This window comes from Pusillimonas sp. ANT_WB101, from assembly GCF_008369125.1.
Lineage (GTDB): Bacteria > Pseudomonadota > Gammaproteobacteria > Burkholderiales > Burkholderiaceae_B > Allopusillimonas.
This window is the reverse complement of sequence record NZ_VOAY01000004.1, coordinates 99545-114893: the sequence shown is the minus strand read 5'-3', so window position 1 is coordinate 114893 and position 15349 is coordinate 99545. Positions and strand designations below refer to the sequence as shown.

The window sequence follows — 15349 nt, the reverse complement described above, 5'->3', positions numbered from 1 at the left end:
GCCTGGGAATATTAGGAAATAATCAATGCCTGAGTTAACTAGTGCTCTAAAATTGCACCCCTCCGACAACGTCGCTATAGCTCGTGTAGCGATTACCGCAGATACCGTTCTTGATGCTCATGGCTTGAAAGCGTTGCAAGATATTCCAGCAGCACACAAAGTGGCGCTCACAGCCATTGCTCTAGATGAAGCGGTATACCGGTACGGTCAAATAATAGGATTTGCTACGAAACCAATCTCTGCCGGTGAGCATGTGCATGTTCACAACCTGGCCATAGGCAGTTTTTCTAAAGATTATGCTTTTGGTGAAGATGTCGTCACATCTGATGTGGCGACGGCGACACGCACTTTTATGGGAATCAAGCGACCTGACGGACGGGTGGCAACTCGAAATTACATTGCAGTAATTAGCACCGTAAACTGCTCCGCAAGTGTGACCAAGAAAGTCGCTCAGTATTTTAACGTTTCCGAGGATCTGCACTCTCATCCCAACGTGGATGGCATTGTTCCTTTGACCCACAGTTTCGGTTGCTGTATTGACCATAACGGCGAGGGATTGCTGCAGCTGCGGCGAACCATTGCTGGATACATGAGTCACGCCAACTTTGCCGGCGTAGTTTTGATTGGTCTGGGTTGTGAGGCTAACCAATTAAAGCCTTTGTTCGACTCGCAAGATGCAGAGCCGAATGCACGTTTGGTGCCGCTGGTGATGCAAGAGTTGGGAGGCACGCAGAAAACGATTGATGCAGCCATTGAGGCTGTAAAAAAAATGCTGCCGGAAGCAAATGCGATCAAACGTGAGCCATTCCCGATATCACACTTAACTGTTGCGCTTCAGTGTGGTGGTTCTGATGGATACTCAGGCATTACCGCTAATCCTGCACTTGGCGTAGCGGTGGACCTCCTAGTAGCTCATGGTGGGACAGCCATTTTGTCTGAAACACCTGAGATATATGGTGCTGAACATTTGTTGACGCGAAGAGCGACGAGCCGTGAGGTAGGTGAGAAAATTCTGGAACGTATCCATTGGTGGGAATCGTATGCAGAGCGTGAACGTGGCAGCATTGACAATAATCCGACTCCCGGTAACAAGGCTGGTGGCTTAACGACAATTTTAGAAAAGTCTTTAGGCGCTGTCGCGAAAAGTGGCTCGACTCCACTAATGGGCGTTTATCGCTACGCTGAACCTGTAAACGAAAAAGGGGTCGTGTTTATGGACGCGCCAGGTTACGACCCTATGGGAGCAACCGGACAGATTGCAAGCGGGGCCAACCTGGTGGCTTTTACAACGGGAAGAGGCTCGTGCTTCGGAGCGAAGCCTGCGCCGTCCATTAAGATTGCCACAAATTCACCCATGTTCGAACGGATGAAGGACGATATGGACATTGACTGTGGGCAGATAATGACCGGTCAGGCGACAGTGGAAGAGAAAGGAAGGGAAATCTTTGAGGCTTTTATTAGTATTGCGTCAGGCGAGCAGAGCAAAAGCGAGGCGCTTGGAATTGGGGACGAAGAATTTGTGCCGTGGATGATCGGGGCTCAGATGTAACTTTCTCCATAGTGAAAACCGGACCGTGCTTAAGGGGTGCTCTGCGTGTCGGGGTAGAGCTTGCCGGTCCGGAGCAGGTCAATTACGGTATCTCGTTTGTGTTGAAGGTGCACGGTAAGTATCTTGCGCAACCTGATGGAATCTCGAGCGGTTAGTGCCTCAATCATGTTTTCATGTTCTTTTACAGCTAGTTTCCACTTCTCAGCATCATGATTTGTGTGATACCGCAGAGATTGAACTCGTGCGTTGGTATTGTTGTATGTTTTGATGAGCAAAGGGTTCTTCGATGCCCGTATTAACGCGCTGTGGATCAGGGCATTGAGGTGATAATAACTGGGGAGGTCTTCGCGCGCGTAACTGGCCATCATCTCAAAGTGTAAAGCGCGCAACTCAGCGAGCTCCGCATCGGTAATACGCTGTGCGGCAAGGTCACCGGCCATACCTTCGAGCTCCGCCAACAATTCAAAACTGTGAATCACGTCGGTTTCTGTGAGCTTGACTGCAACGGCACCGCGATTCGGCAGTAAGTCGACCAAGCCTTCTGAGGCGAGAAGTTTGATGGCTTCACGCAGAGGTGTACGTGACACCTTCAAAAGTGTGCAGAGTTCACGCTCATTCAGTTTTGCTCCTGGTGGAATGGCGCCTTCGACCAGTAGAGTCCGGAGTCTGAGTGCGACTTGATCGTGCAAAGAGAGGCGCGATATTTCAGTTATCTCTGTTGCATGAATCTTATCTTCAAAGCGCCCTATATGCCGTATATGCGCGAATTTATCGTCCATTTTTATGTCTTGAAATATAACCAAACTTAGGAAGGTGGGTCAGACTTATTTCCATTATGAAATCAATCAGAAGAAAAACAAGTGATGTTAACATTTCGTGATTTCAGGCTTGGCCTTTAAGCGAATACTCGAAGACAGTTGCATTCAAATTGTGCGGCTGTTCCAACGTGATATTAGGGATATGTTCAGCTTTCGCCAGAAAGCGGACTTCTCACGGCGACCCATCCCCCATGAATACCTTCCAGGATCTGATGACTAAGAGCCGGATTTTTCTTATAACCACCCTGATCAGCCTGTTCTGGTGTCTGAATGTGTATGCGCAGTATTCGGTCCAATCGATTCCCAATCCGCAAACAATGGGAGCTGACCATTACGTCAGCGACCCAGACGGCAATTTAAGCAGCAGTACCCGTGCGCAACTTGATGCCATCAGTGCAGGTATTGAACACGCCAACGGCAGCGAGTTCGCCGTGGTGGTCGTGAATGACTACCAGGGCGGCAGCGATTTCAAGTTTGCTCTGGATTTATTTACCCATTGGGGCATTGGCAAGCAAGGAAGTGACAACGGTTTGTTGCTTTTCCTGAGCATGGACCGTCGCGAATATCGCTTCATCAGCGGCTATGGAGTAGGAGGTATTTTTCCAGATGCCTTGTTAAATCAGATCGGGGAGAACTATTTAGTTCCTTATCTGAAAGCCGGCAATACAGACATGGCGGTATTAGCCACCGCAAAAGCCATTGAAAGCGTGTTTTTGTCGCCTGATCACGAAGTGGAACTGGCGGGTATGAAGGCCTACCAGCCTAGCTTCTGGAACCTGCATGCGGCTACGCTGGAACAGACGCTGTCTGTGCTCGTGATGTTTTCCATTGCGTTTGGCTGGATAAGCCTGGCACGCCGTTGGGTACTGAAAAAACATAATATCAAGCCAAAGCCCTACAAGGGCAATGCATTTTGGTTTGCCCTGTTTACGTTTTTGTTTGCACTTTTTCTTAGCCTGTTCGCGTTCGGGTTTCTTAACGTGATTGAGCGGGTCTATCAGTTTAAGCACTTGCCCGGATTTATCGCCGTGTTTGGCGCATTTTTGCTGCTTTTCCATTACCGCGGATGCCGTCAATTTATCAAAAAGAGCACCAAGGACAGCAAAACCGCTCTGGATATGCGGGTTTCGTTCACACGTCTAAACCTTGTGCCGCTGCTGTTGTCACCCTTCGCCTACAAGGCGTATTTTGATTTGGGAAAGATAAGCAAAAAGTCTCGCTTGCGCGCGGTACCCCCTGCGGCGGCTGGCCAATGGGTGCGAGTGCATCGTGATGAAATCAAGCGCGGGAAGCTGCAAGATTACTTAACTGAGCGGCAGAGAAAAGAAGAAAAGCTCGGCGCTAAATCGTACGAAATATGGCGCGGTAAAGAAACCGGCAACATCCATCTTATGGACTTTGCCGGTGAGAATATCGCACGATACGAAGTCTGCCCGAAATGCCAGGGGCAAACCCTGAAGCAGCCAGACGTTAAGGTACGCCAACGTGCGACCCGTACCAAGACCGGTACGGGAGAACGCATGCAGACATGTGCATTCTGCGACTACACGATATCGCTGGGAATGGTAACGCTGGCCAAGCTGCAGAGCAGTTCCGGTTCCGGAGGTTCGGGCAGCTCGGGGGGAGGCGGAGGCAGCAGCAGCTCCGGAGGTAGTTTTGGTGGCGGCTCCAGCGGTGGGGGCGGTGCAGGCGGTAAATGGTAGGTGTGACACGGTAAACGCTGCAAAAATGAAAACCGGCCGCAAGACATGATCTTTCGGCTCTTTTTTTCAGGAAACCATGAAATTGAACGGAGCTTGACGGTACGCCGCGCTTAAAAGCCACATCTTTCAGCCTCGCCCAACCGACATGCTTGTTTCTGCCATTTAAATGATATGATTGCGAATCATTATCATTAACATCGTCTGAGGCGAGCCGGCATGCAGCACGCGAGAGCATGCAATCGACGTACATGCCATGCTGCCAGCAGTCAGGCGGTTTGTCGTGGGGCTGACAGCGGCGGCCGTCACAATGTTGGCTGTTCCGGCAGCTGCACGGTCAGATGGGTGAGGGTAAGGCCGCCATCGTGACGGTACTGGCCGGCTACATGAAGTTGGCCATGGGCGACCAGTATCATTTTCATTGAGCGTACAGAACACACTATGCAAATACTCCTTTTTCCCGAAGCGGAGGCCGTCGGGCTTCAAAAATTAGCGTGCTGTTGCAAGCTTTTTGCTCGCGTTCCATGGCCCGCATGGGTAGAGCTCGTAACGCCTTATTTTGAATCTGCTGCGGGTCAAAATGCGGTTTGCTGTTCTGTGGAGGTGATGCTGCGGGTTCATGTTGTCCAGCAGTACCTGGGGCTCAGTGATTCAGCCATGGCGTGTACGTTGAAAAACCAGGGCCTGGTGCGCCATCTGGTTGGTTTACCCGAAAACGAGCATGCTGTGCCAGATGAGTCTGCGATTACGGCGCTACGAAATGTGCTTGAATGCCATCGCTTAACGGAAGATGACCTGGATTGCGTCGGCATGCTGTCACGGGCGTGATTCTGCATCAACATAAGGCGCGCTGATCAGCGTGCCTATTTTGCGCTCGACACGCAATGCTATGCCATGTGTTGTCAGGTCTATTGCTTAGCGGTGTCTTGTAGCCATTGCTGATATGACGATCGCGTTACCGAAGAGACCGACTCCAGTACTTTCTGATGATTAACTTTATGCCGCATCAGCAACCGTGCATTGGCTACAGTGCGTGATTTACAAAACCAGTGGCAGCTGTGCTGCAGCAGATACAGTTCTGCAGAAAGGCGGTAGGCACGGCTTTTAGCATCTTTGCCGTCTTCATTATCTACAGCATGGCGCAAACCGGCTGCATGGATGTGCAACAGTTTACGAAAATCTCGCACCGCAGCAGGAAGAAAACGTTCGGCGTAAGGTATGCAGAATGGAAGTATGCCCATGCCGGTGGCCTGTGCGCTTTCCTTTTGCATGGCGTTGGCCAGTGACTGCACTTGTGCCGCCACCGCGCGTTCGGTTTGACCGAAGGTTTCCAGCACCTGGATTTGGCGTGACTCGTTCTGCTCTTGGATGGCGCGGGTGTAGCCCTGCGTTAGCGATTCCATGTGGCGCTCAAGCTGAAAACTGGCTAAATGTCGCCCTAACAAAGCAATATGCGTTCGCTGGTATCGCACGCGCAACACCTGCCATGCTGCAGCGACCATTAACAGGATTAATACAGTTTCCATGGTTTATACCCTACGTCGTTCGACCGAAAAGCAGGCACACACAAAAAAGCCCAAACCGAAGTCTGGGCCTTTTTAGAATTTTGGAGCGGGAAACGAGTCTCGAACTCGCGACCTCAACCTTGGCAAGGTTGCGCTCTACCAACTGAGCTATTCCCGCATTAACTGGCACTGCGACTGCATGAACCAGCGAAGTCCAAGAGTATAGCAGTATTTTTGCGTTTGTGTAGATGCCTGCCTGCTTTTTTTATGTTTTTGTCTCAGTTTGTTCTGGCTCGTTAGCCTTTGGCCAACCAGTGAGCCATGTTCAAGCAACCATGGTTGCCGTAACGGACCCCGGGTGTTTGCCAATGTTATTTGATGGTTGATCTGAGTCGCCATACCTGAGTTTTTGGCGTCGGCTTGGGTTGGTGGGTGATGTATGCTGGTGTTGACCGTGTTATTGAACCCTAACTGCGCTATTTTATTTCAATGAAATGAATTTGCCATGCTTTCAACAACGTTAAAGGCTTTTACGCTGATTGATGAGCGCAAAAACTATTAAGTGTGATGGGCGTATTTATTATCACAATACTGCGGTTAGAAAATACAAATTCACATTTTTATCTATTGATGCAAATCGGTTTTCTTTGTTTTAAATCATCACTTCATCTATATATTCAGGCGAAAAGGCAAGCTGCTCAGTTTGGCACCTGCAACTATGTTAAAAGTGAAGAGAACCCTCAACTAAAGGAGCGTCATGCAAATTCAAGTAAATACTGACAGCCACATAACTGGCTCAGAAGCGTTCACTGCCAAAGTTGAACAAAAAATAAACAATACGTTTAAACGATTTTCAGAACATATTACGCGAATTGAAGTCCATTTTAGTGATTTGAACAGCGGCAAAGCGGGCCCAGATGACAAGCGCTGCGTGTTGGAAGCGCGTGTCGCAGGCTTAAACCCGATATCCGTCAGTCACCAGGCTTCAACCCTGGTGCTCGCAGCTGACGGGGCCATGGGGAAAATGACGCAGGCGCTTGATACCGCATTTGGTAAACGCAATGCCGCCCGCCACGATCAAGTTGTAGCATCCGATGAGGCCGATTCCACCGAGTAAGAAAATATCCGTTATCGTTTTTATTTATAGGAAGAAGAAGATTTATGCAGACACTTCAAAACCTGAATGACCTTTTAGACCTTAAAGAGGCCGGTCCGTATATTTCTCTTTATCAGCCCACGCACCGGCAGCATCCCGAAAATAAGCAAGACCCCATTCTTTTTCGTAATCTGGTCAAACAGATTGAAGAATCATTAAGTGCTAGATATTCAAAAGACAGTGTTATAAAAGCGCTGGCTCCATTTGAAGAACTGGCTGCCGATACTGATTTCTGGAATCACACTTCAGACGGTATTGGTGTATTTGGGGCAGAAGGTTTTTTCCGGGTAATGCCTATACACAGGCCTACTACCCAGCTTGCAATCGTCGCAGACAGTTTCCACATTAAGCCGTTGCTACGTATTTTCCAGTCGGCTGACCGTTTTCAGGTGCTGTGCCTCAGCCGTCAGACGGCCCGCTTGTTTGAAGGCAATCGAGACGGGCTGAATGAAGTCCCTCTGGCTGCAGATGTCCCCTCTACAGCAAGTGAGATCATCGGTGACGATCTGCCTGAGCCCGTAAGCCGCATGCGAACTACGGGCAGTACCGCTAGCCTGTCTGGTCGCACGGACGACATGCGTTACAGCCATGGCTCAAAAGCTGATGTCATTGACAAGCAAACTGAACGATTTTTCCGAGAGGTTGATCGCGCGTTCATCGCAAACCACTCCAAGCAATCAGGACTACCGCTTATTTTGGCCGCCTTACCAGAACATCACGCATTGTTCCGCGAGGTCAGCCATAATTCGCAACTGCTTGACGAGGGCGTTGACATCAACCCCGACGCGCTCAAGCAGGACGAACTACGCACGCTCTCCTGGAAGATCATGGAGCCCTTGTATATTCGTCGTCTTGCCGGGTTGGTTGATGAGTTCAATGCGGCGCGCAACGCGCAACAGGCGAGCGCTGACCTGTCGGACGTAGCTGTTGCTGCTGTAGCCGGACGTGTCCGGGTTCTGCTGCTCGAAGCCGGCCGGCAGATCCCCGGGCGTATCGATCTGAACACAGGCGCCGTGCAGTTCGACAAGCAAGAAGACCCTCAGGTTGATGACATGCTCGATGACCTTGGCGAGCAGGTACTGCGTACAGGCGGCGAAGTGATTATGGTGCCAACTGAGCGCATGCCTGATGCTTCTGGCTTGGCAGCTATTTTCCGCTACTAAGGTGGCTGGCTTGCCCAACACGTGTCAGGTTGGGCAGGCCACATTTGATCACGGCCCAAGTCCAGTAAATCGTTAGTGCTCGCTGTGTATAGTTGCTGCAATTGTTCCACGATGCAGTCATGAAGCAGTAGCGTCCATCCCTGTCGGTGCGTCAGAGTGTTTCGTCGCCTTCGATTTCTTTATCCAACCGTACCCTTGGGCTGCTGAAGCTGTTGCCCAGCCAGTTGTGTTTGCACGCACAGTCTTGTACTTGTATTTTAAGTATATTCAATACATGTTTTAGGCAAGAGGGATTAGGCTATGTCACGAACAACCACCATGACTGTTCAACAAGGCCTGATCGTATGGCTGAAGTTCGCATACAAGAGGCTGCCTACTATCGTCGCGAGCCATGACGAACCCTATTCATGGCGCAATCCCAGCACCCCCGCCCAGAATCTCTCATACTGCGCACCGCCTGCGAAAACAGTGCACAGCTGCGCAACAGGTTCTAGTTTTAGCCGCGTTGTGGGCTGGTCGGCGAACCCTGCGGCAAAGTGCTTTCGGAACAGGGCGCCGCAGAACAACGCATCCAGATATGCATCCATGCTTACTGCCAGCGTGCCGGTAAATTGGTGGTCACCTTCAGTAGTCTCAAGAGAACGGTCGTTAAAGGCTTCAATGCGCCCGCAAGGGACCCGTACAACCCGGTTTAGGAGCATGTTCGCAAAATGCCAGCCCTCTGGCACCTTGGTGGGTTCGGGTAAAAAGGTGGTCCAGAGCATGTTGAGGAACGACAGGTCGTAGTCTTGGAACAGCGCTTGAATATCTTCTGGGGCATCATCCAGCACCAAAGGGGTTGTTCTGCGGAAGATGTCAGTTCGGGTAAGTTGCTGTCCATGAAACTCATTACCCAGCCCTTTTTGCGAGACGACTTCCTTGGGCAGGCACAGCAAGTGCAGATAGGAAAAGAATCTTTTTGCGTTCATTTTATAGTCCCAACGTGCCAGCCCAGTGATGCTCATAGGCCTTGCCGCCGGCAAGGAGAATGCAAAGCTGAACGACTGGTTCGAGTTTTTTACGCACGCCAGGTTGGCTGCCGTAGCCTGGCGCAAAGTGAGTACCGAGCATGGCGCCGCAGAGCATGGCGTGCAGGTAGGTATCCAGGCTTTCCGCCAGCACACCGAGAAATTGGCTATCGCCGTGCCTGGCCCTGATCGGGGGTTCTAGGTAGGCCTCAATGCGTCCGGCAGGAACCCGCACAATCCTCGTTTCGGCCATGCTTGCAAAATGCCAGCCCTCTGGAACCTGCCTGGGTTCGGGCAGAAAACGTGTCCATAGCATCTGGATGGATGACAGGTCGTAGCTGCGATAAAGCGCCTGAATTTCTATGGGTGCATCCTGCAGCATTAAAGGGCGCTCTCTCTTTATGGGCGTGGTGTCAATAATTTGTTGCTTAGCGAAGTGTGTGCCTAATCCCTTTTGCAAAACGACTTCTTCGGGTAGGCGAAGTAAAGAAAGGTATGAGAGGAACTCTTTCCCGTTCATGCGGCCTCTTTATCTTTGACGTTAGCGAACTCAGGTTTGTTGAATTCAGCAGTGTGGTCACACAGCAATGGCTGCGTACACCCGTTACCACTCTTGCGCGCCAACGCCTATTACGTCGAACCAGAATTCTTTGTATTCATCCCCGCCAGCCAGAACGGTGCAAAGTTGAGCGACGGGTTCGAGTTTTTCCTGGATATCAGGCTTTTCACTGAAGCCCTGGACAACGTGTCTTCGCGCCATGGCGCCGCAGATCAAGGCCTCCAGGTAGGCATCCATATTTTTTGCTATCGCATCGAGAAACTTTGCTTCGGCGTTGAGGGCTTTGTCAGGATGATAAAAATAGCTCTCAATACGCCCGGAAGGCACCCGCACGATCCGAGCTCGGGGCATATTCGCGAAATGCCAGCCTTCCGGAATCTTTGTGGGCTCGGATAAGAAGGTGGTCCATAGCATGTTGATGGTTGACAGATCGTAGCTTCGGAAAAGCGCGCTGATATCGTCTGGGGCATTATCCAGAAATAATAGCTCTGATCTGTTGATAGGGGTGGTGCTGATAATTTGCTGGTGATCAAACTCTTCGTCTAGCTCTTTTTGGGAGATGACCTCTTTCGGCAGGCGCAGCCAGGGAAGGTAGGACAAGAATTTTTCTGCGTTCATGTGGCCTCGTTTTTGATAGCGATAAGAAACGTGGTTTGCTTGATAACTTTGTATTCGCCGGGCAATGGACAGCTGGGCGCGCCCGGCGTAACGTGACAAGAAGTGCGCTCTTTTGCGTTCATCTCATAGCCCCAGCACTCCGGCCCAGAAATCTTCGTATTCTGGCCCGCCGGCGAGCACGGTGCACAGCTGCACAACGGGTTCGAGTTTTTCTTTTACGCCGGGGTCGTCGGCGAAGCCCGGAGCAAAGTGTTTTCCGATCATGGCTCCGCAGATCATGGCATCCAGGTAGGCATCCATGCTCTCCGCTAACGCCCCAAGATATTCGCTATCGCCATGGATAGCCTTGATCGGATGATCGTTATACGCCTCAATGCGCCCTGAAGGAACCAGCACAAGCCGGGCTTCGGACATGGTTGCGAACTGCCAGCCTTCCAGGACCTTCTTGGGTTCGGGCAGAAAGATGGTCCACAGCATGTTGATGCGCGACAGATCATAGTTTTGAAACAGTTCTAGAATCTCCCCTGGGGCACCATCTAAAGGTAAAGGTTGAGGTCTTTTGAAGGGGCTAGTTTCAACGATTTGCTCTTCGTCATAATCCTCTTCTAATCCCCTCTGGAGGATTACTTCTTTCGGCAGGCGCAGCCAGGGAAGATACGAGAAGAATAGTTTTGCGTTCATTTAGACGGCTCTTCATCTGTACGGGTGGAGAATTCTGTTCCATTGACGGTGTATTGATTCAGGCAAAGTCGTTGTCATGTCGCCGTGCTGCCGCCTCAAACAGGTCTCCATGTACCATCTTCATCCAATCAGATAGGGAATGGCATGGGGTAGAAGTAATCCCATAAAATTCTTTTTTTTCAGCCATGGCCAGATCGCTGTGGGAATAACACAGTAAATCCCAGCAGTGCACCAGCACCCCTCTGAATCTCGTTTCACATATTATTTTAATTTGTAAACGAAATCAATTCTCATTTACGCTAAGCGTTAGGCGCAGCCCTGAAGGATTGATGAGGTAATTCAACCTTTCTAAAGATTGTGTTGGCGACAAGATTTCAAACCCCCAGTCAGCAGGTGGAAGCTACAGCAAATCCTTGTCGCCACTGATTAGCCATTCGGCCTTGCCATGCATGCCAGTGTAGATAAACACATCGTCATCGGGATCGCGGCTGTACGCTGGTCTGGGCAGTGCAGGTAGGTCAATCCGCCTAGCGTAAAAGTGGGGGTGTCTATGGTAACTATCACCCCTTCGTTGAAAAGCGAGCCATAAATAGCTTCGAATTTCATAGCGGTAGACGGCAGGCAATGGGTTCTGTTAGACGAAAAAAAAGCCAAAACGTAAAGTTTTGGCCTTTTTTCAATTGTTTATGGACGTTGAAGAGTGCCCATAAACAAGAATTTTGGAGCGGGAAACGAGGCTCGAACTCGCGACCTCAACCTTGGCAAGGTTGCGCTCTACCAGCTGAGCTATTCCCGCGTTGATGTTGCTCTTTCGAATTAGCAAGTTAACTATGTTTCGAAAGGAGGATCGCATTTTAGGGTATTTTTTCAGCTTGTGCAAATCAAGGTGAAAAGTGTGTGGGATACCGACCCCAGACTGGCTGGAATACGGGGCGAGAATATCACCTTAGGGCTGCATCACAGGTGTTAAGACTAGGAATTAAGCGGCGTTAGCGCAGCGGGTGCCCGCTTTCTAAGCGAAGGGCCTTTGTGGCTGCAGGCGAAGGAGCGGGCAGGGTATGCTTATGTTTTTTCCGGCCATGGCCGGTTAACCTTTATCTGTCTGGCAATGCTGCAAACTTCAGAGCAAGACCTTACCGCTTTCAACACACTGGGGCTGAGCGCGCGTGCGCATGCCTTGGTGCGCTTTCAATCACAGGAGCAACTTCCATCGATCTCCACGCTGGCTGGTGATTATTCCAGCATATTTGTGCTTGGCGGTGGCAGCAATGTGGTGTTGGCTTCCCAGCTTGATTGTCTCGTCATCAAGGTAGAAACGCGGGGTATCCAGTTGCTCGAAGAAAGGCCTGACGCCTTTATTGTAGAAGCGCAGGCGGGTGAAAACTGGCATGAGTTTGTCCAACACTGCGTCGAAAAGGGCTGGTGGGGGCTTGAGAATCTGGCCTTGATTCCGGGTACGGTCGGGGCGGCACCGGTGCAAAATATCGGTGCCTATGGTGTCGAGCTTGATCAGCGTTTTGACAGCCTTACCGCGTGGGATATGCAAACGCAGCAACTAATGCACATGCGCGCACAAGATTGCGGGTTTTCATATCGCAACAGTGTTTTCAAGCAGTCGAAGCCCGGTCGATGGTTGATCGTGGCGGTGCGTTTTCGTTTGCCCAAGCCCTGGCGTCCGGTGCTGGGGTACCCCGATCTGCAACGCTATCCGGGGCTTGTCGTTGGTGCCGCGCCGCGCAGCGCAAAACAGGTGTTTGATGCGGTCTGCGACATAAGGCGTCAAAAGCTGCCTGACCCGGCCGTGCTGGGCAATGCAGGCAGCTTCTTCAAGAACCCGATTGTGTCGCTGGAAATGCGCGAAGGGCTTCTTGCCGCCTACCCCGACATGGTGTCTTACCCCATGGAAGACGGCCTACACTGCAAACTAGCCGCTGGCTGGTTGATAGATCGGGCTGGCTGGAAGGGTCGAAACAGGGGGCCTATGGCAGTGCATGACCGCCAGGCGCTGGTGCTTGTAAACAAAGGGGGGGCTACTGCCGCCGATGTCGCTGCACTGGCTGATGCCATCAAAATTGACATCCAAAATAAATTTGGCGTGACGCTTGAGCAGGAGCCTGTGACGGTAAGCTAAATGGCCGTGGCAAAGTTGGCACACAGCCTTGGTGTCGCCTGCTGCTTGCCGTGTGCCGCGCAAAGAGCGCGTGCTGGGCTGTGCCAACAAGTAGTTGGCAGGCGAGCTCCTAGGTAGACGACTGCGTGGCGTATCAGGTTCAATGCTGGCGTTAGAAAACTGCTGGCCTGAAACGCCCGAGTCGACTCCGCCGCATGGCGAGCCCGTAGTTAGCGCATGGTGTATGAAGAACAGCTGAGGCTCCTGGCGTGTTGTTCAGTGTGGCACGCCGTTGCCCCGCTGGAGGCCGAACCGGCAGATTTGCATCATCTGCCGGCCTTGGCCCCAAAGTTGCTCAGGTCGCCAACACGTCGTGCATATCAAACAGCCCGAACTCTTTGCGTGCCAGATAACGTGCGGCGCGCAGGCTGCCTTGGGCATAAGTGGCCCGACTGCTGGAGCGGTGGGTGATTTCTATGCGTTCGCCCATGCCGCAGAAATACACCGTGTGATCACCGACGATGTCGCCTCCGCGCATTACAGAAAACCCGATGTGGCCGTCTTCGCGGGCGCCGGTTTCACCGTGTCGGGCCCAGTCAGCGATGTCGTCGAGTTTTTTGCCCCAGGCTGATGCAACCGCATCGCCCATGGCCAGCGCTGTGCCCGATGGTGCATCAACCTTGTTGCGATGATGAGCCTCGAAAACCTCGACGTCGTAACCGTGGTTCAGCAGGCGGGCAGCCATGTCGAGTAGCTTTAACGTGGCATTGACGCCAACACTCATGTTGGGCGCGAAGACGATGGCGATTTTTTGGCTAGCAGCGTGTATGGCTTGTTTGCCCTGTTCGTCAAAGCCTGTGGTGCCGATAACGCATTTGGTGCCATGCTTGATGCAGGCCTGCAGGTGGGCAAGCGTGCCTTCAGGGCGAGTAAAATCAATAAGGCAGTCAGCGTTGGCCAACTGATTCAGGTCGTCAGAGATGGCAACGCCGGTATCTTGCCCCAGAAAGGCACCGGCATCTTGTCCCAAAGCGGATGAGCCCGCATGATCAAGTGCGGCGACCAGGTCAAGGTCGGGGCTTTGAAGCACGGCTTCGATCAGCATGTGGCCCATTCGGCCGCTGGCTCCTGCAATGGCTATGCGCATGGCGTCCTCTTAGCGTAAAGGTTCAGGTTCGTTGCGACCTGCGGAGGGGGCGCCTGGCACGGCAGGTTGCGTGTTCTCAAAAATATTGAGACGGCGTCTGGGCTGTTGGGCTTGCTCGTCTGTAGTCGTAGCATCTTGTTTGCTTTCGCCTGATTCGTCTTTGGCCCCTTGAGCCGACAACGATGGCAAGCCAGACGTGCCGAGATCTTGGCCTGTGATGCCCGATGGGGTGTACTGCTTTCCTGAGTCTATGGGCAAGGCCTGGGTGTCGGCGGACGACGCACCTGCTGGTTGAGCCGTCGTGGTGTTTTCTTTGGCAGGCGAGGCACCCTCACGGGCCGTCATGCCAGTATCGGCTTTTTCAAATGGCTGGCGATCAGGTTGCTCGTCGCCAGCCCAGCGCACCAGGCTATCGCCCTCAAACCAGACGGTGAAGCGACGCTGCTCTGCTTTACCGTAGCCAGGCTTGTTGTAGAAAGGGTAATCCCAGCGGTCGGTGCGAAAGATGTCTTGCAGTGTGGGTGTGCCCAGAACGTAGCGCACCTGTTCGCGGCTCATGCCGGACTGCAGTTGTGCAACCTGCTCGGAAGTGATCCAGTTGCCCTGTTGCACGTTAGGACGGTATGGGAAACCCCAGTTGGAGGAACCGCAGGCCACGAGGGCCGTTGCCAGTACGCCAGCCGCAAGGCCTGTGCGTAGTACAGCGAAATAAGGTTTAGCAGATGTCAGCACAAAGCGCCCCTGTTTATCCATATCGAATAAAACCGTTATCATAAAGCTTTAAGAATAGACGCATAATAACGTCAGTCGGCCTCGGCTGCTCGGCATTCTGCCCGCATCCGCAGTTGATTCATTACTGCCAGAGACATTTTTAGCCATGAGCGATCAAACTGAATTGAAAAATATGGGCTTGAAGGCGACTTTTCCCCGCCTCAAGATTCTTGACATTTTCCGCAGGGCTGATGAGCGGCATCAAAGCGCCGAAGACATCTATCGCACCCTTATCGCCGAAGAGGTCGATATCGGGCTTGCAACGGTATACCGCGTACTCACGCAATTTGAGCAGGCCGGCATACTGGTGCGCAGCCAGTTTGATGGAGGCAAGGCCGTTTTCGAACTAAACGACGGCGATCATCATGATCACCTCATCTGCACCATCTGTGGCACAGTTGAAGAGTTTACCGACACCGAAATCGAAAAACGCCAACACAAAGTGGCTGATGAACACGGGTATACGCTTGATACCCACACCATGCTGTTGTACGGCGTGTGCCCCAAATGTCAGGCCAAGCCCAAAGGGCAGCAGCAGGTTAAGAGCCACGCCTGATCTGCTGTC

At 51.9% G+C, this 15349-nt stretch carries 14 protein-coding genes, 2 tRNA genes and 1 pseudogene; 7 read left to right on the top strand and 10 right to left on the bottom strand.

All coding sequences use genetic code 11. The annotated features are described in order from the left end of the window. Positions 1-25: 25 nt before the first annotated feature. Positions 26-1549: a UxaA family hydrolase gene (locus FQ179_RS16735; protein ID WP_149398465.1), complete on the top strand. Its 1524-nt coding sequence runs from the start codon at positions 26-28 to the stop codon at positions 1547-1549. A 29-nt stretch (positions 1550-1578) separates the two neighbouring features. On the opposite strand, the gene FQ179_RS16730 is transcribed toward FQ179_RS16735, so the two are convergent. Next, positions 1579-2328: a GntR family transcriptional regulator gene (locus FQ179_RS16730; protein ID WP_149398464.1), complete on the bottom strand. Its 750-nt coding sequence runs from the start codon at positions 2326-2328 to the stop codon at positions 1579-1581. A 230-nt stretch (positions 2329-2558) separates the two neighbouring features. Here FQ179_RS16730 and FQ179_RS16725 point away from each other — a divergent pair, with 230 nt between their 5' ends. Beyond that, positions 2559-4070, top strand: a complete 1512-nt coding sequence (locus FQ179_RS16725; protein ID WP_149398463.1) for a YgcG family protein — start codon at positions 2559-2561, stop codon at positions 4068-4070. A gap of 438 nt (positions 4071-4508) precedes the next feature. After that, positions 4509-4895 carry a transposase gene (locus FQ179_RS16720; protein ID WP_149398462.1) on the top strand — a complete coding sequence of 129 codons (387 nt, stop codon included), beginning with the start codon at positions 4509-4511 and terminating at the stop codon, positions 4893-4895. 80 nt (positions 4896-4975) lie between these two features. On the opposite strand, the gene FQ179_RS16715 is transcribed toward FQ179_RS16720, so the two are convergent. Together FQ179_RS16715 and FQ179_RS16710 are read right to left on the bottom strand one after the other, a co-directional pair. Then, positions 4976-5593, bottom strand: a complete 618-nt coding sequence (locus FQ179_RS16715) for a hypothetical protein (protein ID WP_149398461.1) — start codon at positions 5591-5593, stop codon at positions 4976-4978. 81 nt (positions 5594-5674) lie between these two features. Next, positions 5675-5750: transfer RNA gene (locus tag FQ179_RS16710), tRNA-Gly, on the bottom strand. A gap of 579 nt (positions 5751-6329) precedes the next feature. On the opposite strand from FQ179_RS16710, the gene FQ179_RS16705 reads away from it, so the two are divergent. Both FQ179_RS16705 and FQ179_RS16700 read left to right on the top strand, forming a co-directional pair. Then, the gene (locus FQ179_RS16705; protein WP_149398460.1) at positions 6330-6689 is read left to right on the top strand and encodes an HPF/RaiA family ribosome-associated protein; all 360 of its coding nucleotides are present in this window, start codon (positions 6330-6332) and stop codon (positions 6687-6689) included. A 44-nt stretch (positions 6690-6733) separates the two neighbouring features. Next, positions 6734-7891 (top strand): hypothetical protein, encoded by a 1158-nt coding sequence (locus FQ179_RS16700; RefSeq protein ID WP_149398459.1) that lies wholly within the window; start codon positions 6734-6736, stop codon positions 7889-7891. 401 nt (positions 7892-8292) lie between these two features. Here the strand turns inward: FQ179_RS16700 and FQ179_RS16695 are convergent, their stop codons facing one another. The 5 genes from FQ179_RS16695 to FQ179_RS16670 form a co-directional block, all read right to left on the bottom strand. Further along, positions 8293-8895, bottom strand: a complete 603-nt coding sequence (locus tag FQ179_RS16695; RefSeq protein WP_149398458.1) for a hypothetical protein — start codon at positions 8893-8895, stop codon at positions 8293-8295. After that, positions 8861-9418 (bottom strand): hypothetical protein, encoded by a 558-nt coding sequence (locus tag FQ179_RS16690; RefSeq protein WP_149398457.1) that lies wholly within the window; start codon positions 9416-9418, stop codon positions 8861-8863. The genes FQ179_RS16695 and FQ179_RS16690 overlap by 35 nt, the downstream gene beginning before the upstream one ends. 84 nt (positions 9419-9502) lie before the next feature. Beyond that, entirely contained in the window at positions 9503-10075 is a 573-nt protein-coding gene (locus tag FQ179_RS16685; protein ID WP_149398456.1) for a hypothetical protein, read from the bottom strand. A gap of 123 nt (positions 10076-10198) precedes the next feature. After that, positions 10199-10756 (bottom strand): hypothetical protein, encoded by a 558-nt coding sequence (locus FQ179_RS16680; RefSeq protein WP_149398455.1) that lies wholly within the window; start codon positions 10754-10756, stop codon positions 10199-10201. Positions 10757-11476: 720 nt separating this feature from the next. Continuing rightward, a tRNA-Gly gene (locus FQ179_RS16670) sits at positions 11477-11552 on the bottom strand. A 312-nt stretch (positions 11553-11864) separates the two neighbouring features. On the opposite strand from FQ179_RS16670, the gene murB reads away from it, so the two are divergent. Beyond that, entirely contained in the window at positions 11865-12887 is a 1023-nt protein-coding gene (gene murB, locus FQ179_RS16665; protein ID WP_149398454.1) for a UDP-N-acetylmuramate dehydrogenase, read from the top strand. A 334-nt stretch (positions 12888-13221) separates the two neighbouring features. Here the strand turns inward: murB and dapB are convergent, their stop codons facing one another. Beyond that, positions 13222-14013, bottom strand: a complete 792-nt coding sequence (gene dapB / locus FQ179_RS16660) for a 4-hydroxy-tetrahydrodipicolinate reductase (RefSeq protein WP_149398453.1) — start codon at positions 14011-14013, stop codon at positions 13222-13224. A gap of 359 nt (positions 14014-14372) precedes the next feature. Next, positions 14373-14766 (bottom strand): annotated as a pseudogene (locus tag FQ179_RS22775) (outer membrane protein assembly factor BamE); the annotation flags it as partial. A gap of 124 nt (positions 14767-14890) precedes the next feature. On the opposite strand from FQ179_RS22775, the gene fur reads away from it, so the two are divergent. Beyond that, positions 14891-15340 carry a ferric iron uptake transcriptional regulator gene (fur, locus tag FQ179_RS16650; RefSeq protein WP_149398451.1) on the top strand — a complete coding sequence of 150 codons (450 nt, stop codon included), beginning with the start codon at positions 14891-14893 and terminating at the stop codon, positions 15338-15340. Positions 15341-15349 lie beyond the last annotated feature (9 nt).